At 70.9% G+C, this 18,065-nt stretch carries 16 protein-coding genes; 15 read left to right on the top strand and 1 reads right to left on the bottom strand.

What is annotated here, in order from left to right; genetic code table 11:
• The 15 genes from murC to JTJ31_RS17685 all read left to right on the top strand — a co-directional run bounded on the left by murC (position 1) and on the right by JTJ31_RS17685 (position 16,181).
• On the top strand, positions 1-1,440 hold the full coding sequence (gene murC, locus JTJ31_RS17615) for a UDP-N-acetylmuramate--L-alanine ligase (RefSeq protein WP_207540044.1): 1,440 nt from the start codon (positions 1-3) through the stop codon (positions 1,438-1,440).
• Positions 1,437-2,333: a UDP-N-acetylmuramate dehydrogenase gene (gene murB / locus JTJ31_RS17620; protein ID WP_207540045.1), complete on the top strand. Its 897-nt coding sequence runs from the start codon at positions 1,437-1,439 to the stop codon at positions 2,331-2,333. The genes murC and murB overlap by 4 nt, the downstream gene beginning before the upstream one ends.
• Positions 2,330-3,250, top strand: a complete 921-nt coding sequence (locus tag JTJ31_RS17625) for a D-alanine--D-alanine ligase (protein ID WP_207540046.1) — start codon at positions 2,330-2,332, stop codon at positions 3,248-3,250. Before murB ends, JTJ31_RS17625 begins: the two co-directional genes overlap by 4 nt.
• Positions 3,240-4,154, top strand: coding sequence for a cell division protein FtsQ/DivIB (locus JTJ31_RS17630; RefSeq protein ID WP_207540047.1), 915 nt, complete (start codon positions 3,240-3,242; stop codon positions 4,152-4,154). The genes JTJ31_RS17625 and JTJ31_RS17630 overlap by 11 nt, the downstream gene beginning before the upstream one ends.
• Positions 4,151-5,455, top strand: a complete 1,305-nt coding sequence (gene ftsA / locus JTJ31_RS17635) for a cell division protein FtsA (RefSeq protein ID WP_207540048.1) — start codon at positions 4,151-4,153, stop codon at positions 5,453-5,455. Before JTJ31_RS17630 ends, ftsA begins: the two co-directional genes overlap by 4 nt.
• A 79-nt stretch (positions 5,456-5,534) precedes the next feature.
• Positions 5,535-6,986 (top strand): cell division protein FtsZ, encoded by a 1,452-nt coding sequence (ftsZ, locus tag JTJ31_RS17640; RefSeq protein WP_207540049.1) that lies wholly within the window; start codon positions 5,535-5,537, stop codon positions 6,984-6,986.
• Positions 6,987-7,234: 248 nt separating this feature from the next.
• On the top strand, positions 7,235-8,164 hold the full coding sequence (lpxC, locus tag JTJ31_RS17645; RefSeq protein ID WP_207540050.1) for a UDP-3-O-acyl-N-acetylglucosamine deacetylase: 930 nt from the start codon (positions 7,235-7,237) through the stop codon (positions 8,162-8,164).
• 76 nt (positions 8,165-8,240) lie between these two features.
• Positions 8,241-9,104 (top strand): outer membrane protein assembly factor BamD, encoded by an 864-nt coding sequence (locus JTJ31_RS17650; protein WP_207540051.1) that lies wholly within the window; start codon positions 8,241-8,243, stop codon positions 9,102-9,104.
• A gap of 30 nt (positions 9,105-9,134) precedes the next feature.
• Complete coding sequence (recN, locus tag JTJ31_RS17655) at positions 9,135-10,820, top strand: DNA repair protein RecN (protein WP_207540052.1); 1,686 nt, start codon at positions 9,135-9,137, stop codon at positions 10,818-10,820.
• A complete protein-coding gene (locus JTJ31_RS17660; protein ID WP_207540053.1) occupies positions 10,817-11,290 on the top strand; it encodes a GNAT family N-acetyltransferase in 474 nt (157 codons plus the stop codon). The genes recN and JTJ31_RS17660 overlap by 4 nt, the downstream gene beginning before the upstream one ends.
• The gene (ligA, locus tag JTJ31_RS17665) at positions 11,287-13,374 is read left to right on the top strand and encodes an NAD-dependent DNA ligase LigA (RefSeq protein ID WP_207540054.1); all 2,088 of its coding nucleotides are present in this window, start codon (positions 11,287-11,289) and stop codon (positions 13,372-13,374) included. Before JTJ31_RS17660 ends, ligA begins: the two co-directional genes overlap by 4 nt.
• Positions 13,371-14,123 (top strand): CatB-related O-acetyltransferase, encoded by a 753-nt coding sequence (locus JTJ31_RS25215; protein WP_328805768.1) that lies wholly within the window; start codon positions 13,371-13,373, stop codon positions 14,121-14,123. The genes ligA and JTJ31_RS25215 overlap by 4 nt, the downstream gene beginning before the upstream one ends.
• 35 nt (positions 14,124-14,158) lie before the next feature.
• Positions 14,159-14,638: a CreA family protein gene (locus tag JTJ31_RS17675; protein ID WP_207540055.1), complete on the top strand. Its 480-nt coding sequence runs from the start codon at positions 14,159-14,161 to the stop codon at positions 14,636-14,638.
• Between the two features lie 27 nt (positions 14,639-14,665).
• On the top strand, positions 14,666-15,103 hold the full coding sequence (locus tag JTJ31_RS17680) for an organic hydroperoxide resistance protein (protein ID WP_207540056.1): 438 nt from the start codon (positions 14,666-14,668) through the stop codon (positions 15,101-15,103).
• Complete coding sequence (locus tag JTJ31_RS17685) at positions 15,096-16,181, top strand: hypothetical protein (RefSeq protein WP_207540057.1); 1,086 nt, start codon at positions 15,096-15,098, stop codon at positions 16,179-16,181. The genes JTJ31_RS17680 and JTJ31_RS17685 overlap by 8 nt, the downstream gene beginning before the upstream one ends.
• A 7-nt stretch (positions 16,182-16,188) precedes the next feature.
• Here the strand turns inward: JTJ31_RS17685 and JTJ31_RS17690 are convergent, their stop codons facing one another.
• Entirely contained in the window at positions 16,189-17,949 is a 1,761-nt protein-coding gene (locus JTJ31_RS17690) for an aminopeptidase P family protein (RefSeq protein ID WP_236020385.1), read from the bottom strand.
• Positions 17,950-18,065 lie beyond the last annotated feature (116 nt).

Consider the following 18,065-nt stretch of genomic DNA (forward strand, 5'->3'; position numbering starts at 1 on the left):
ATGCGCGCATTGCCCCTGTCCATCGGCACGCTCCACTTCGTCGGCATTGGCGGGATCGGCATGTCCGGCATCGCCGAGGTGCTGCACAACCTCGGCTATTCCGTGCAGGGCTCCGACATCGCGGAGGGCTACAACGTCGCCCGCCTGCGGGAGCGCGGCATCCCCGTCCATGTCGGCCATCGCGAGGAGAACCTCGGCGACGCGCAGGTGGTGGTCGTTTCCACGGCGGTGAAGAAAGACAACCCGGAGGTCCAGGCCGCCCGCAAGCGCCTCCTCCCCGTCGTGCGCCGCGCCGAGATGCTGGCCGAGCTGATGCGCCTGAAATGGGGCATCGCGGTGGGCGGCACCCACGGCAAGACCACCACAACCTCCCTGATCGCCTGCGTGCTGGAGCAGGCGCGGCTCGACCCCACCGTGATCAATGGCGGCATCGTCAACGCCTATGGCGGCAACACCCGCATGGGCACGGGCGAGTGGATGGTCGTGGAGGCCGATGAGAGCGACGGCTCCTTCCTGCGCCTGCCCGCCACGGTCGCCGTCGTCACCAACATGGATGCCGAGCACCTGGACCACTGGGGCACGGAGGAGGCGATGCGCGACGGCTATGCGCAGTTCGTCGGCAACATCCCCTTCTATGGCTTCGCCGTTCTCTGCATGGATCACCCAGGCGTGCAGGCGATGATTCCCAAGCTGGACCGGCGCCTCGTGACCTACGGCTTCTCGCCCCAGGCCGATGTGCGGGCGCAGAAGCTGCTGACCGACCGTGCGGGCGCCACCTTCGAGGTGACGGTGCAGGACCGCGCCACTGGCCGCTCGCGCACCATGAAGCCGTTCCGCCTGCCGATGCTCGGCCAGCACAACGTGCAGAACGCGCTGGCCGCCATCGCCGTGGGCGTCGAGATGGAAGTGCCGGAGGACGTGATCCGCCAGGCCCTGGCCGGTTTCAAGGGCGTGAAGCGTCGCTTCACCCGCGTGGGCGAGGCGGGCGGCATCGCGGTGATCGACGATTACGGCCACCACCCGGTCGAGATCGCGGCCGTGCTGAAGGCGGCGCGACAGGCCGGGGCGCGCGACGTGATCGCCGTCGTGCAGCCGCACCGCTATTCGCGCCTGAAGCAGCTCTTCCCTGAGTTCTGCACCTGCATGAACGATGCGGGCACCGTCATCGTCGCCGATGTCTATGCCGCTGGCGAGGCGCCGCTGGAGGGCATGGACAAGGATGCGCTGGTGGAAGGACTGCGTGCGCGCGGCCACCGCTCCGTCGTTCCGCTGCCCGAGCCCGACGCCCTGCCCGAAATGATCAACGCCATCGCCAAGCCCGGCGACTTCGTGGTCTGCCTGGGCGCCGGCAACATCACCACCTGGGCCCATGCCCTGCCGGCACAGCTTTCCGAGTTGCAGGCGAAATCCGGGCGGCTCGTGCCGCTCAAGCGCGCATGAGTGGGGTTCTCACCCTTCCGGCACTGCGCGGACGGCTGGACGCGGGCGCACCGCTCGGCCCGCAGACCTGGTTCCGCGTCGGCGGCCCGGCGGAGTTCCTGGCAAAGCCTGCCGATGCGGAGGACCTGGTCGCGTTGCTGGCCGGGCTCGACCCTGCGACGCCGCTCACGGTGATCGGCGCCGCCTCCAACCTGATCGTGCGCGACGGTGGCGTGCCTGGGATGGTGGTCCGCCTGCCGGCACGCGGCTTCGGTGCCATCGCGGCGGAAGCGGACGGTATCGTGGCTGGCGCCGCGGCGCTGGACGTGACCCTGGCCGAGCACGCCGCTGCCGCCGGCCTCGCCGGGCTGGAATTTCTGTGCGGCATCCCCGGCAGCGTCGGCGGCGCCGTCGCCATGAATGCCGGCGCCTACGGCACCGAGGTCAAGGACGTGCTGGATTGGGCCGAGGTCGCGACGGCGCGGGGCGTCGAGCGCCTGCCCGCTTCTGCCTTCCGCTTCGGCTATCGCCATGCCGCGCTGCCGGAGCGCGGAGTTGTCACCCGCGCCCGATTCCACGCCGCGCCGGGTGACGCAGCCGCGATCGCCGCCCGCATGGCGGAAATCCGCGCGGCGCGAGAGGCCTCACAGCCTGTCCGCGCCCGCACCGGCGGCTCCACCTTCCGCAACCCGGAAGCCGGCAAGGCCTGGGCGCTGATCGACTCGGCCGGCTGCCGGGGTCTCACGCGCGGGGGCGCGATGGTGAGCGAGAAACACGCGAACTTCCTGGTCAACACGGGCGGCGCCACGGCGGCCGAGATCGAGGGACTGGGCGAGGAGGTGCGCGAACGAGTGCTTGCCCATTCGGGCGTGGCACTGCATTGGGAAATCCGGCGCATCGGGGTGGCGCAATGAACACGGTGGCGGTGCTTTACGGCGGCATCTCGGCGGAGCGCGAGGTGAGCCTTTCTTCTGGTCGGCAGATCGTGGCCGCGCTGCGCGAAGCGGGCTTCGCCGTCGCGCCGATCGAGGTCGGGTCAGATCTTTCCGCAACCATCGGCGCGCTCCAGGCGGCGAGGCCGGACGCGGTGTTCAACGCGCTGCATGGGCGCTTCGGCGAGGATGGCTGCATCCAGGGCGTGCTGGACTGGATGGGGCTGCCCTACACCCATTCCGGTGTCCGCACCTCCGCTGTCGCCATGGACAAGTCGGCCGCCAAGGCAGTGTTCGAGGCGCATGGCCTGCCTGTCGCCGCGCACAAGGTGGTTTCCCCAGAGGAGTTGGAGGAGGCGGATCCCCTCCCCCTCCCCTATGTGGTGAAGCCGGTGGATGAGGGCTCCTCCGTCGGCGTGTCCATCCTGCGCGAGGGCGACAACCGGCGCCGCGAGATCGCCCGCGGCTGGCGCTTCGGCCCGCGCATCATGGCGGAGCGCTTCATCCCGGGGCGGGAGCTGACCGTGGCGGTGATGGGCGACCGTCCCCTCGCCGTGACGGAGATTGCCACCGACAACCAGTTCTACGACTACGAGGCAAAGTATGCCGATGGCGGCTCGCGCCATGTCCTGCCCGCCCGGATCCATCCTGAGATCGAGGCGGAGGCGAAGCGCGTGGCGCTCGCGGCGCACCGGGCGCTGGGCTGCCGCGGCGTGTCCCGTTCCGATTTCCGCTACGACGACACAGAGGGGGAGCCGGGCAAGCTCTTCCTGCTGGAGGTGAACACCCAACCCGGGATGACGCCCACCTCGCTGCTGCCGGAACAGGCGGCGCATCTGGGCATCCCCTTCCCGTCCTTGTGCCGCTGGATCGTGGAGCAGGCGCGCCATGGCGCGTGAGCCCAGCGCCGCGCGGCCGCGCCTGGCGGCGGAATCGCGCCAGCGCGCGGCGGCCAAGGCGCCGCAGCGCCCGTCGCGCCTGCGGCTGTGGCTGCGGCGGCGACGCAACTGGCTGAAGGGCGCGGGCATCGCGACCCTTGCCGTGGGTGGGCTGGGCGCGCTGTCGCTGGGCCTCATCGCCCTGGACCCGGCGGCGCGGCTGCGCGACGCGGCGCATCACCTCGCGGCGCTGGGGCGCGGTCCGGGCCTGTCGGTGCAGGAGATCCGCATCGAGGGGCGCGAATTCACCCCGCGCGAGGCGCTGCTCTTCGCGCTGCGGACGCAGCCTGGTGAGCCGATCCTGGATTTCGATCCCCATGCCGCGAAGCAGCGGCTGGAGGAGATCGCTTGGGTGGACGAGGCGCATGTGGAACGCCGCCTGCCCGGCACCGTGCTGGTTCGCCTCGTCGAGCGGCGCGCCTTCGCCATCTGGCAGAAGGATGGCCGCTTCTCCGTGATCGACCGCGAAGGCCGCGTGATGGCCTCGGAGCGGCTGGAGGCCTTCGGTCCCCTGCCGCTCGTGGTCGGCAACGGGGCGGAGCGCCACGCCGCAGCGATGATCGACCTGCTGCGTGGAACGCCCGAGATCGGCGAGCGCGTGCAGGCCATTATCCGCGTCTCCGAGCGGCGCTGGAACCTGCGCCTGCTCAATGGCGCCGACATCCTGCTGCCCGAGGGGCATGAGGGCGCTGCCCTGACCCGCCTCACCGAGCTGCACGCGCGCGACAAGCTGCTCGACCGGCCGCTCGCCTCGGTCGATATGCGCCTGCCGGACCGGCTGGTGCTGCGCCCCATGCCGAACGCCGCGCCCACCCCGGCGGCGACAGCAACACCCGCCGCTCCGAGCCGGTCGCCACGCGGATGAAGGATCTCGTTCGCTTTCAGCCCCAGGCGGCCGAGCCGCCTGCGCGCTCTCGCCGCCTCGGCCCCGCGCGCTCCGGACCTTTTGGGGTGCTGGATATCGGTTCCTCCAAGGTGGTCTGCCTGATCGCGCGCATCGAGGGCGACGGCGTCCCGCGTGCCCTGGGCTTCGGCTGGCAGAAATCGCGCGGCGTGAAGGCCGGCTCCATCGTGGACATGGAGGCGGCGGAGCAATCCATCCGCGCCGCCGTGGCCCATGCGGAGGAAATGGCCGATCACCTGCTGAACGGGGTGATCACCAACCTGTCCTGCGGGCAGCCGGAAAGCCGCGTCCACAACATCCTCTGGCCGGTGGGCGGGCGCGCCGTCACCGATGGCGACCTCCGCTCCATCCTCGCGGAAGGGGTGCGCCGCACCGCCTCGGAGGGGCGGGAGGCGGTGCATGCCTTCCCTCTCGGCTTCCAGGTGGATGCGACGGCCGGCGTCGAGGATCCGCGCTCCATGGTGTGCGACACGCTCTCCGCCCGGCTGCACGTGGTGGATGCGGCAAGCCACGCCCTCGCCAATCTCGGCGTGACCCTGCATCGCTGCGAGCTGGAAGCGGAAGAGATGGTCAGCGCCCCCTTCGCCGCTGGCCTCGCCACTCTCGTCGAGGATGAGCGCGAGATGGGCGCCGTGGTGGTGGAGATGGGCGCGGGCACGACCAGCCTCGCCGCTTTCGCCGAGGGGCGCCTGACCCATACGGCGCAGCTTCCGGTCGGCGGCTGGCAGGTCACGAACGACCTGGCCCGCGTGCTGTCCACCCCCATCGCCCATGCCGAGCGGCTGAAGACCATGCACGGCTCCGTCCTCGAATCCGCCGAGGACCGGACGGAGCTGCTCTCCATCCCGCAGGTGGGCGAGGAAGAGGACCAGATCGCCCGCGTCCCGCGCGAGATGGTGGTGCGCATCATCCGCCCCCGGCTGGAAGAAACTTTCGAGCTGCTGCGCGACCGGCTGGATGGCTCCGGCCTGCCGCTGGAGCTGCGGCGGCGCATCGTGCTGACCGGCGGCGCGTCGCAGCTGATCGGGGTGCGGGAGCTCGCGGCGCGCATCCTGGGCCGCGAGGTGACGGTGCGGCTGGGCCGGCCGCGCATGGTGCGGGGGCTGCCGGAAACCGCATCCGGCGCCGGTTTCTCGGGCGTGGTCGGGCTGCTGGCATGGGCCGCGGGCGAAGGTCGCCCCTTGTGGGACCTTGCGCCCGGCCCCGTCCCGCGCGATGGGGTGATGGCGCGCCTCGTTCGATGGGTCCGGGAGCGTTTGTGATTCTTCCGGGGGTCGGGAGTTTCACTAGGGAAGACCCGACTCGACACAGGTTCTATCCTGGGGGTGAGGAGAGACAGGCATGACGCTGAACCTGACGTTGCCCGTGACACAGCACACGGATTTCTCGCCCAGGATCGCCGTCATCGGCGTGGGCGGCGGCGGAACCAACGCCGTCAACAACATGATCGCCCTTGGCCTGGACGGGGTCGAGTTCATCGTTGCCAACACCGATGCCCAGGCGCTGGTGAACAGCCGCGCCGAACGCCGCGTCCAGCTTGGCCCCCACCTGACTCAGGGTCTGGGCGCCGGTGCTAAGCCTGAGATCGGCCGCGCCGCCGCCGAGGAAGCGACGGACGAGCTGGCCCGCCATCTCGAGGGCTGCCACATGGTGTTCGTCACCGCCGGCATGGGCGGCGGCACCGGCACTGGTGCGGCGCCCGTCATCGCCCGCATGGCGCGCGAGCGCGGCATCCTCACCGTCGGCGTCGTCACCAAGCCCTTCGACTTCGAGGGCCCGAAGCGCAGGCGCGCCGCCGATGCCGGCCTTGAGGAGCTGCAGCAGTTCGTGGACACGCTGATCGTCGTCCCGAACCAGAACCTCTTCCGCATGGCGAATGAGCGCACGACCTTCGCCGAGGCGTTCAAGATGGCCGACAACGTCCTCTACATGGGCGTGCGCGGCGTGACCGACCTGATGGTCAACCCCGGCATCGTGAACCTGGACTTCGCCGATATCCGCACCGTGATGGCGGAGATGGGCAAGGCCATGATGGGCACGGGCGAGGCCGAGGGCGACGACCGCGCCGTGAAGGCGGCCGAGGCGGCGATCAGCAACCCGCTGCTGGAGGACACCTCCATGCTCGGCGCCAAGGGTGTGCTGATCAACATCACCGGCGGCCTCGACATGACGCTGTTCGAGGTGGACGAGGCGGCGAACCGCATCCGCAAGGAAGTGGACGAGGAAGCCAACATCATCTTCGGCTCCTCCATCGACGACACGATGAACGGCCGCATCCGCGTCTCCGTGGTCGCCACGGGCATCGATGTCGCGAGCGCCGCCGCCAGCGCCGGCCCGCGCCTCGCCGTGGTGAACGCTGCGGCTGCCGCGCCGGCTCCGACGCAGCGCCCCGCCGCGCCGGTGGCACCCGCCGCGCGTCGCCCGGCCCCCGGAATGGCGGGTATGCTTCGCCAGGCCGCCGCGCCAGTCGCGCAGCCCGTCGCGCAGCCCCTCCCCTATGTGGAGGAGCAGCCGATGCCGCATCCGGTTCCGGTGGCCGCGCCGCCCGTGTCCATGGAAGCGCCTGCCGCCGCTCCGGCGCCGGAAGTGCCGGCTGCCCTTGGCGGCGGGCTGCGCGGGCTGTTCCGCTCGGTTACCGGCCTTGCGCCCATGAAGCGCCCGGTCGAGCCTCAGCCCCAGGCGCCGCGTGCCGAACCGGCAGTGGAGCCGCGCGCCGCCACACCGCGCCCGGTCGCTCAGCCAGATGAGAACGGCCTGGACATCCCAGCCTTCCTGCGCCGTCAGAGCAACTGAACCGCCATCACGGCGCCTTCGCGCGGCCGCCCCGGAGACGGGGCGGCCGTTTGCATGTCGAGGCCAAGGAAATGTGGTCAGAATGGGGCAGTAAAACGCCCGCAATTGGCTTCTGAATCAACGGCTTACATCGAAACATGAAGAAACAACGCTTGACTGGCCTTCGCGGGTGCGAGGTGCCATCTGAGCGACGTAGCGACACGGCGCGGGGGGCGTCTTGTCACTCATCTAAGGGGATTTCGTATCGCATGGATGGTTTCGCACAGCTTCCGCTCGGCCGTCGCCGGCGCCTTGCCGCCAGCATCTCGTGCCGTGGCGTGGGCCTGCACAGCGGGGCGTCCATCACCCTGACGCTGCGCCCAGGCCAGCCCGGCCAGGGCGTCGTGTTTCATCGCACCGACATCGACGTCACCATTCCCGCCCGCCACGACCACGTGGTGGACACGCGGCTCTGCACCGCCCTCGGCCTGCCCGGCCAGAGCGAGGCCCGCGTGGGCACGGTCGAGCACGTGATGGCCGCCCTGGCCGCTGCCGGCATCGACGATGCGGTGGTGGAGCTGGACGGTCCGGAAGTGCCGATTCTTGACGGTTCGGCCGAGCCTTTCCTCTTCCTGATCCAGTGCGCCGGCACCACGGAGCAGCCCGGCACGCTTCGCGCCATTGAGGTGCTGAAGACCGTCCGCGTGCAGGACACGCAGGGCGGCTGGGCCGAGCTGGAGCCGGGCGACGAGCCCTTCTTCGACGCCGCCCTGTCCATTGAGTTCGCCGGCACAGCCATCGGCACGCAGCGCTTCTCGCTGCGCGTCACCGCTGACAGCTTCCGCGAGGAACTGGCCAATGCGCGTACCTTCACTCTCGCCGAGGAGGTGAACCACCTCCGCTCGCTTGGCCTGGCCCAGGGCGGTGGGCTGCACAACGCGGTGGTGGTGGACGGGCCGCTGGTGCTGAACCCGGGCGGTCTGCGCCGCCCCGACGAGTTCGTGCGCCATAAGCTTCTGGACGTGGTGGGCGACCTCGCCCTTGCCGGGCATCCGATCCATGGCCGCTTCACCGGCCACCGCTCGGGCCATGCGCTGAACAACCAGCTGCTCCGCGCCCTTTTCGCCGACCGTTCGGCGTGGCGCTTCGCCGGCGCCGCGATCCCGGCGGCCGAGACGCGGATTCCCGTCGCCGCCTGAGCGGCGCCGGTCGAGGGGGCGGGGCCGCCCCCTCGCGGCGGGCGCGTTCCGTGGTATGCAGCGCCCCGAAGGAGCCATGCCCGACCTCATGACCATTTCCTCGCGCCCGCTTCTGCTGCTGGCTGTCCTCCTGCCCCTCTCTGGCTGCGGCGTGACGCAGTGGGACGGCTCGATGGGAAGCTTGTTCCGCGAACGGTCAGCCACCGCCGGCATCGTGGACCGCTCGCCCGAAGGCCTCTACGCCGCGGGGATCGAGGCGCTCCAGGCACAGCGCTATCCCCAGGCCGTCGAGATCTTCGACACGCTGGAGCGCGAGCATCCCTTCTCTACCTGGGCGACCAACGCGAAGATCATGGGCGCCTATGGCGAGTACATGCGCAACCGCTACACCGAGGCAATCGGCGGGCTGGACCGCTTCATCCAGCTTCACCCCTCGCATCGCGACGTGGCCTACGCCCAATACCTGCGCGCCCTCGCCTATTATGAGCAGATCTCCGACAGCCAGCGCGACCAGCGCGGAACGGAACTGGCAATGACGGCACTGCAGGAAGTGGTGAACCGCTTCCCCGACACGGCCTATGCCCGCGACGCAAGGCTGAAGATCGACCTCGCCCGCGACCACCTCGCCGGCAAGGAGATGAACATTGGCCGCTTCTACCAGCGCCAGGGGCTGTTGAACGCCGCGATCGGCAGGTTCCGCCGCGTGGTGGAGGACTACCAGACCACCAACCACGTGCCGGAGGCGCTGCACCGCCTGACCGAGATCTACACCGCCCTCGGCCTGAGGGACGAGGCGCGGCGCACCGCGAGCGTGCTTGGCCACAACTTCCCCGGCTCGACCTGGTATCAGGACAGCTACGCCCTGCTGACGCCGGGCGCCCTGCCCGCACCGCAGGACCGTCCGGGGATGTTCCGCCGCGCCTGGAACACCATCTTCTGAGGATGACGCCGCGCCGCAGGGCATAGCCCCATGCTCGCCTCCCTTTCCATACGCGACGTGGTGCTCATCGAGCGCCTGGACCTGCAATTCGGTCCGGGCCTTTCGGTGCTGACCGGCGAGACCGGCGCCGGCAAGTCCATCCTGCTCGACAGCCTCGGCCTTGCGCTGGGGATGCGGGCGGAGGCGGGGCTGGTGCGCGCCGGCCAGTCCCAGGCCAGCGTCGCCGCCGTGTTCCTGCCGCCCGCCGCCCATCCCGCCCACGCCATCCTGGCCGAGCAGGGCATGGAGGCGGAGGAAGCCCTGGTGCTGCGCCGGGTCGTGCAGGCCGATGGCCGTTCGCGCGCCTTCATAAATGATCAGCCCGTCGGGGTGGGCCTGCTGCGCCGTATCGCCGCGACGCTGGTGGAAGTCCAGGGCCAGCACGATCAGGTCGGCCTTGCCGATCCTTCCACCCATGGCGCGCTGCTGGACGCCTTTGGCGGGCTGGAAGCGCAGCGCGGCAAGGTCGCCGCCGCGCACCGCGCCTGGAAATCCGCCGAGGCGGCGCTGCGCGAGGCGGAGGAGGCCGTGGCCGCCGCCCTGCGCGACGAGGAATGGCTTCGCCACGCCGTGGAGGAGCTTTCCACCCTCGCCCCTGAGGAGGGCGAGGAGGAGACGCTGAGCCAGGAGCGCACGGCCCTGCAGCAGGGCGAACGCCGCAACGAGGCCATCGCCGCCGCCCTGTCCGAGCTGCAGCCGCGCGACCGCCGCAGCACCAACCCCGCCGCCGCGCTCCGCAACGCCGCCCGCGCGCTGGAGCGCCTGCCCGGCGCACCGTCGCAGAAGGACACCGCCGAGGCAGCGCTGGCCGCTCTCGCTACCGCCATGGACGCGTTGGCGGAGGCCGAGCAGCAGCTGGAGCGCCTCGCCGCCGATGCCATGCCGGACCCGCGCCGGCTGGAGGTGCTGGAGGATCGGCTGTTTTCCCTGCGTGCCGCCGCGCGCAAGCACGCCGTGCCGGTGGTGGAGCTTCCCGCCCTGTTGGAGACGCTGCGCGGGCGTCTCGCCGCGCTGGATGCGGGAACGGAGCGCGTCTCGGCGCTGGAGGCGGCGCGGCGCGAGGCGCGCGAGGCCTATGCCAGCGCTGCCGGCGCCCTGACCGCCGCGCGGCACGACGCCGCCCGCAAGCTGGAGAAGGCGCTGGCGCGCGAATTGCCGCCGCTCAAGCTCGACCGCGCGCGCGTGGTGATCGAAATCCTCCCACGCGAGGAAGCCGCCTGGGGGCCGGACGGTCAGGACCGGGTGACCATGCTGGTGTCTACCAATCCCGGCCAGGCGCCCGGCGCGCTGATGAAGATCGCCTCGGGCGGCGAGTTGTCGCGGCTGATGCTGGCGCTCAAGGTCGTGCTGGCGCGCGGCTCGCCGGTGCCGACCCTGGTCTTCGACGAGGTGGATGCGGGCATTGGTGGCGCCACGGCGGCCGCGGTGGGCGAAAGGCTGCAACGCGTGGCCGAGCGGCTGCAGGTGCTGGTCGTCACCCATTCGCCGCAGGTCGCGGCGCGCGGGGCGCATCATCTGCGCGTCGCCAAGGCGGTGCGCGGCGAAGCGGCGGAAACTCGAGTCACACCCCTGAAGGCCGAGGACCGACGCGAGGAGATCGCCCGCATGCTGGCCGGCGAGCGCGTCACGGAGGCTGCCCGCGCCGCCGCCTTGGCGCTGCTGGAAGGCGCGGCGTGATCCGCCCGGCGTGTGCTGGAGAGGAAGCGCAGGTCGCGGCCCTGATCAACGCGATCAACAGCCTGGACGGCCTGCCCCCGACGCGGCCGATGACGGCGGAGATCGTCCGGCGCGACCTGCTTGGCCCCGAGCCCAAGGCGCTGCTGCGCGTGGCGGAGTGGGACCGCGCCCTGGTGGGCTTCGCCACGGCGGGTTTCGTCTATGACGCGGAGCGCCAGGCGGATGCGCTCATGCTGCTGGACCTCTACGTCGAGCCTGCCGCGCGCCGACGCGGGTTCGCGCGCGGCCTGATGGCCGCCCTCGCGCGGGACGCGAAGCGCCATGGCGCGGGCTGCCTGTGGTGGGGCGTGGATGAGGGTGACGACGAGGCGCTGGTCTTCTACCGCTCCATCGGCGCGCGGAGCGAAGGCCTCTTCAGCGGCGAGATCGTGGAGGGCGTGGCTCTGGACCGGCTGGCGGAACTGGCATGAGCGAGACGACCGAAGAAGCGGCGGCGGAAATCGAGCGGCTGACCGCCGAGATCCGCCACCACGACAAGCTCTACTACGAAAACGATGCACCAGAGATCAGCGACGCCGAATACGACGCGCTGATGCGCCGGCTGAAGCAGCTGGAGGCGGAGCATCCGTCCTTGCTTCGCCCGGACAGCCCGACCCAGAAGGTCTCCGGCGCGCCGAGCGAGGGCTTCGCCAAGTCGCGCCATCTGGCGCCGATGCTGTCGCTCGACAACGCCTTCGGCGAGGCGGATTTCGCCGAGTTCGAGGCGCGCATCCGCCGCTTCCTCGCCCTACCCGCCGACACGGCGCTGCCCTTCGTGGCGGAGCCGAAGATCGACGGCCTCTCGGTGAACCTGCTCTACGAGGGCGGGCGCTTCGTGAAGGGCGCGACGCGCGGCGACGGCACGGTGGGCGAGGACGTGACGCAGAACCTCCGCTCGCTGAAGGATCTTCCTGACGCCCTCCCGCCCCCCTTCCCCGCCCGCATCGAGATCCGCGGCGAAGTCTTCATGGACCGCGAGGATTTCCACGACTTCCGGAAGGCCCAAGCGAAGCTGGCGGAGGAGCGCGAGGCGCGGCGCGAGCGCGGCGAGAAGCTGGGCCCCGCCGTACCCGTCCCGGTGAACCCGCGCAACGCTGCCGCCGGCTCTCTGCGCCAGCTCGACCCGGCCGTGACGGCGACGCGCCCGCTCAAGCTCTTCGCCTATGCGATGGGCGAGGCTAGCGAGGCCCCGGCCAAGACGCATTGGGAATGGCTGGAATGGCTGCGCGCCAAGGGCTTCACCGTGAACCCGCTTTCGGAGCGGATCAGCGACGCCCCCGCCTTCCAGGCGCGCATCTCCGCCGAGCGGCCGCGCCTCGCCTATGAGATCGACGGCGTGGTCTACAAGCTGGATCGGCTGGACTGGCAGCGGCGCCTGGGCTTCGTCGGTCGGGCGCCGCGCTGGGCCATCGCCTGGAAATTCCCGGCCGAGCGCGCCACTACCACGCTCGAGCGGATCGAGATCCAGGTCGGGCGAACCGGGGCGCTGACGCCGCGCGCGGTGATGCGCCCTGTGCCCGTGGGCGGCGTCACCGTCACCCACGCCTCGCTGCACAACGAGGACGAGATCCGCCGCCTCGACGTGCGGCCGGGCGACCGAGTGGTGATCCAGCGCGCGGGGGACGTGATCCCGCAAGTGGTGGAGGCGCTGCCCCCGACGGAAGGCGAGCGCGGCCCGCCCTATGACTTCCCCGGCACCTGCCCGGCCTGCGGCTCCCACGCGGTGCGCCCGCCCGGCGAGGTGGTGCGGCGTTGCACCGGCGGGCTGATCTGCCCGGCGCAGACCGTGGAGCGGCTGAAGCATTTCGTTTCCCGCCGCGCCATGGACATCGAGGGGCTGGGCGAGGAGCGCATCGCCCTGCTGCACGAGAAGGGCTGGCTCTCCTCCCCAGCCGACATCTTCCGCCTGCCGGAGCGCGAGGCCGATCTCCGCACCCTCGAAGGCTGGGGCCAGCTCTCCATCCGCAACCTGTTCCGCGCCATTGAGGGGCGGCGGGTCGTTCCCTTTGAGCGCTTCCTCTTCGCCCTCGGCATCCGCCGCATCGGCGAGCAGAACGCGAAGCTCCTGGCCCGGCACTATGGCGACGTGGCGCGCTGGCGCACCGCCATGGAAGCGGCGCGCGTGGTGGGCAGCGAGGCGCGGGAGGAACTGGGAGCCATCGTCGGCATCGGCCCGGCCATCGCGCAGGAGGTGGTCGAGTTCATCGCCGAGCCGCGCAACAACGCGGCCCTCGATGACCTGCTGCGCCATGTGACGCCTGAGGCGGCGCAGGCGGGGGGTGACGGGCCCTTCGCCGGCAAGTCCGTGGTCTTCACCGGCAGCCTGGAAACCCTGTCCCGTGCCGAGGCGGAGGCGAAGGCCGAGGCGGCGGGGGGACGCATTGCCAAGAGCGTCTCCAAGAAGACGGATTTCGTGGTGGTGGGCGCCGATGCCGGCTCCAAGGCCGCCAAGGCCGCGGAGCTGGGCGTGACGGTGCTGACCGAGGCGCAGTTCCTGGAAATGTGCGCGCCGTGAGCCCGAAGCTGGTCGAGGTCACGCCGCCATTCCGTGCCTTCCTCCAGCGCCAGGGCATCGAGCTTTCCCACGCAACGCAGCGCCTGCATCCGCATGCGGAGTTCGAGGCGCCCTGCGTCATCCAGGCCGCCATCCCGGACTGGCACATGGTGCGGGTCGGCGCGATGACCGGCATCTATGGCGGCAAGCTGGGACATTCGCGCGTCGGCCGCTTCTGCTCGATCGCGCCCGAGGTGGACGTGGCCTCCGACCAGCATCCGACGGACTGGCTCTCCACCTCCATGGTACAATACGTGCCGGACGTGCATGGCTGGGACAGCTTCCGCTCGGCGCGCGGGCACCCCAGGCAGGCGCCCTTGCGCCCCTTCAACAGCAACAGCCCCGTCTCCATCGGCCATGACGTATGGATCGGCGCGCGGGTCATCCTGCGCTCCGGCGTCACGATCGGCGATGGGGCGGTGATCGGCGCGGGTTCCGTCATCACGCGGGACGTGCCCGCCTTCCATGTCGTGGCCGGGATACCGGCGCGTGTCCTCCGCCCACGCTTCCCCGAAGCGGTGATCGCAAGGATGACGCGGCTGCGCTGGTGGGAGCATGACGTGCTCTCCCTCGCCGGGCTCGATTTCCGCGACGTGAACGGCGCGCTGGACCTGATCGAGACGGCGCTGGAGGCGGGGCGGCTGCCCCCGCTCCCGGCACGGGCACTGAGCATCACGGCGCTTCACGCCCAGTGGCTGGGCGAGGGCTGAGCGCAACCAGTTTCGCCGCCGCGCGCTCACCCGGCATGCGCGCCCTTCTCCTTCCCTTCCTCCTCCTCGCCCTCCCCGCCGCGGCGGAGGACACGACCCGCATCGGCCGGGTGAACACCGCCCTGACCAATCTAGGCCTGACGCGGTCGCATCAGGTGGTGGTGGAGCGCTTCGGCGACCCGGCGATTCCCGGCGTGTCCTGCTATGTCTCCCAGGCGCGCACCGGGGGGCTGTCGGGCATGGTCGGCCTGGCGGAGGATCCGGCGCGCTTCGCCCTGTCCTGCGTCGCCACCGGCCCCATCACCCTCCCCGAGAATGTCCGGCGCGGCGAGCGCGGGGAGCAGATCTGGGAAGCCTCGACCAGCCTGTTCTTCAAGGAAACGCGCGTCCACCGCTTCGTGGACGAGGCAAATGGCGCGCTGGTCTACCTCGCCTGGTCCACCCGGCTGGTGGAGGGGTCACCGCACAACGCCCTGGCGGTGGTCCCCTACCAAACCACCCCGGCCCCCCGCTAGGCTGGGTGGCTTCTCGAGGAAACCCCCATGGACAAGATCACCCCCCTGTTCACCGCCAAGGCCACCGCACAGGGTGGCCGCAACGGCACGACGCGCGCAGAGGATGGCACCATCCAGGCGACGCTTTCCGTGCCCAAGGCGATGGGCGGCCCCGGCAAGGAAGGCGCCTCGACGCCTGAGCACCTCTTCGCGGCCGGCTATGCCGCCTGCTTCGGTGGCGCCATGGATTTCGTCGCCAGCCAGCAGAAGAAGAGCGCCAAGAACGCGAAGGTGACCTGCTCCGTCTCCATCGGCCCGCGCGAGGGCGGCGGCTTCGGCCTGTCCGTCGTGCTGCATGTGGAGGATCCCTCGATCCCGACGGCCGAGCTGCAGGCCATCGCCAACGAGGCGCACGAGAAGATTTGCCCCTACAGCCACGCGACCCGCGGCAACGTGGACGTCAAGCTCGAGGTCGTGGGTGGGTGATTCGCCCGGCGGGCTCGCCCCGCCGAATGCGACGCGCCAAGGCGCCTGGGAAAAGCTGGAGATCGGACGCGAGGGCTTCACCCTCGCCGGCTGGGCGCGGCGGGAGGATGGAACGCCTCCCGTCGCCTTCGAGCTCGGCTGGGACCGTCATCGGGTGCAGATCCAGCTCCCTCCCCAGGGGCCCGAGGCGCATGGGCGTGCCATCGGCTTCGAGACGCTGATCGGCATGCCCTTCGACCCGCACGAGGACTGGTCCTCCGCCGCGCTTTCCGCCGTTTGGGCGGATGGCGACCGCCTCCCCCTTCCGCCTACGCCGGCGCTGGAGGAGGCGCTGTTCCGCTTCTTCCGGTTCGAGGATTTCCAGTCCTTCCAGCTCCTGTTCCAGAACCCGGCCTTCCGGGTGAACGACCCGCTGCTGCAGGCCCACGGCGCCGCCCGGGCGCTGAGGATTGCCGGGGATGATGTGGATTTCCGCCTCGCCGGCACGATCGTCGCCCTCTACCGCGCCATCGAGGAAGGCAGCTTCCGGCGCGAGGAGGCCGAACGGCTGATCTCCCTCTGGCAGGAGCAGCAGGCGGGGCTGGGAGCGGAAGCCAAGGGGGCGCGGCTGCGATGGGTGACGTCCACGCACCTCGCGGCCGGCTATGCCGCGCTGGCCTGGGGCGACCTTTCCCGCGCACGGGCCGAGTTCACTGCGGTGACGGGCTTCGCCGACCGGCTGGAAACCTGGCCGCAATTCCTCTCCAACCTCGGCATCGCCACGATGATCGCCGCGCTGCTCGCGCATGACGCGGGCGAGCACGCCGAAGCCGCCCGTCTGCTGGAGGATGCGGAGCGCATGTATCCGCGCGGCGTCGCGCCACTGCAGATCTGGAACTTCCACATGTTCGAGGAGCTGCGGTTCGCGCTGCATGTCTGGCAGCGCTGCTTCGTCCTGAAGAAGATCCTGGAGCGGGAGGCGGCCGCGCACATCCTCCCGCCCGGTTCGAAGGTCGCGCTCAGCGAGATGTCCGCCACCATGCGGCGCCTCGTCGAGCGGGGGCTGGTGCGCGACATGGTGGTGGCCGCCCCGGGCTGAGGACGGCTCAGCCCAGCTTCGTGCATTCCTCTTCCAGCCAGGCGCGGTCCGCTTCATCCAGGGCCGGCCCGACCTCGCGCAGCACCCGCGCCTGGTAGGCATCCACCCAGTCGCGCTCCGCCTCGGTCAGCATGGACGGCACGATGAGGGCGCGCGCATAGGGTGCGAGGGTCAGCGTCTCGAATTCGAGGAAGTTCTTGCGCTGGTCCGGGCGGCGCGGCGCCTCGCGCGCCAGGAGCAGGTTCTCGATGCGGATGCCATAGGCGCCGGGCAGGTAGAAGCCGGGCTCGTCGGACAGGATCATGCCGGGGCGCACCGGGATGGGCTTGGCGGCGCGCGAAATGCTGACCGGCCCCTCATGCACCGACAGGAAGGCGCCGATGCCATGCCCGGTGCCATGGTCGAAATCGAGGCCCAGATCCCAGATCGGACGTCGCGCGATGGCGTCGATATGCGGCCCGGCCACGCCTTCCGGGAAGCAAAGCGTCGCCAGGGCGATGTGGCCGCGCAGAACGGCGGTGTAGCGGGCGCGCAATTCCTCCGGTGCCGGGCCAGGGCCGGTCCAGAGCGTCCGGGTGACGTCGGTCGTCCCTTCCGGGTACTGGCCGCCGCTGTCGATCAGGTAGCACTCGTCCGGCCGGATGACGCGGTCGGTCTCCGGCGTGGCCCGGTAATGGACGATGGCGCCGTTCTCGCCAGCGCCGCTGATAGCTGGGAAGCTCTCCCCGGCGAAGCCCGGCACGTCCCGCCGGAAGTCGAGGAGCTGCGCCGCGGCCGCCATCTCCGTCAGGCCGCCCTTCGGCGCCTCACGCGCCATCCAGGCCAGGAAGCGCGACAGGGCCACGGCGTCCTTGCGCTGCGCGACCCGGGCGCCTTCCTGCTCCACCTCGTTCTTGCAGGCACGCGGCAGGCGGCAAGGATCGTCCCCCGGCACGAGTTCCGCCCCCGCCTCGCGCAGCAGGTCGAGGAGTCGCGCCGGGGTGGCGTCGGCATCCACGCGGACGCGCTTCCCGGCGAGGCGGTGCAGCGCCTCGGGCAAGGTGACGCGGTCAGCCACCGAGACGCCGTTGCCCAGATGCGCCCGCAGCGCCGCGCCGACGCGCTGGGGGGCGTGGAGGAACAGTCCGGCGCTCGCGTCGTCGCGCAGCAGGGCGAAAGCCAGGGCCATCGGCGTGTGGGCGAGGTCGCCGCCGCGCAAATTCAACAGCCACGCGACGGAATGGGAGTCGGCGAGCAGCGCCGCATCGGCACCGAGGTCATGCGCAAGGCGTGCCCTCTTCGCCTCCGCCGCCTCTCCCGCGAACTCCACCCCATGCGCGCGCAGCGGCGCCGAGGGAAGTTCCGGCCGGTCTGTCCAGATCGCGTCCAGCGGGTTCTCCGGCAGGGGAACCAGGGTGATGCCCGCTTCGACGAAAGGCTTCAGCCCCCCTTCCGAGTGCAGCCAGGGATCGTAGCCGATGCGGGCGTTTGGCGCCTGAGCCTTCAGCCACTCGGCCGGCGGCTCCTCGGTGAGGTGCCGGCGCTCCCACAGAGCAGGATCGGTCTGGGCGGCGGCCTGGGTGGTGTAGCGCCCATCGGTGAAGAGCACCGCACGGTCGCGCAGCACGACCGCCATCCCGGCGCTGCCGGTGAAGCCGGAAATCCAGGCCAGACGCTCGCCGGAGGGCGGGACGTATTCGCCCAGATGCTCGTCGCTGCGCGGGACCAGGAACCCGTCCACCCCCGCCGCTTCCAACCGTGCCCTCAGAGCGTCGAGCCTATGCTTCATCTGCGCTTCACACATGTGTCCACAAGATGACATGCACTCCACGCATAGGAGTCGCATGGGCTTCGCACAACCGCAAGGCCGGGTTCCGCTCTACATCTTGCCTGCACCGGCGGCGA

The organism is Sabulicella rubraurantiaca (assembly GCF_017355885.1).
Classification (GTDB): Bacteria; Pseudomonadota; Alphaproteobacteria; order Acetobacterales; family Acetobacteraceae; genus Roseococcus; species Roseococcus rubraurantiacus.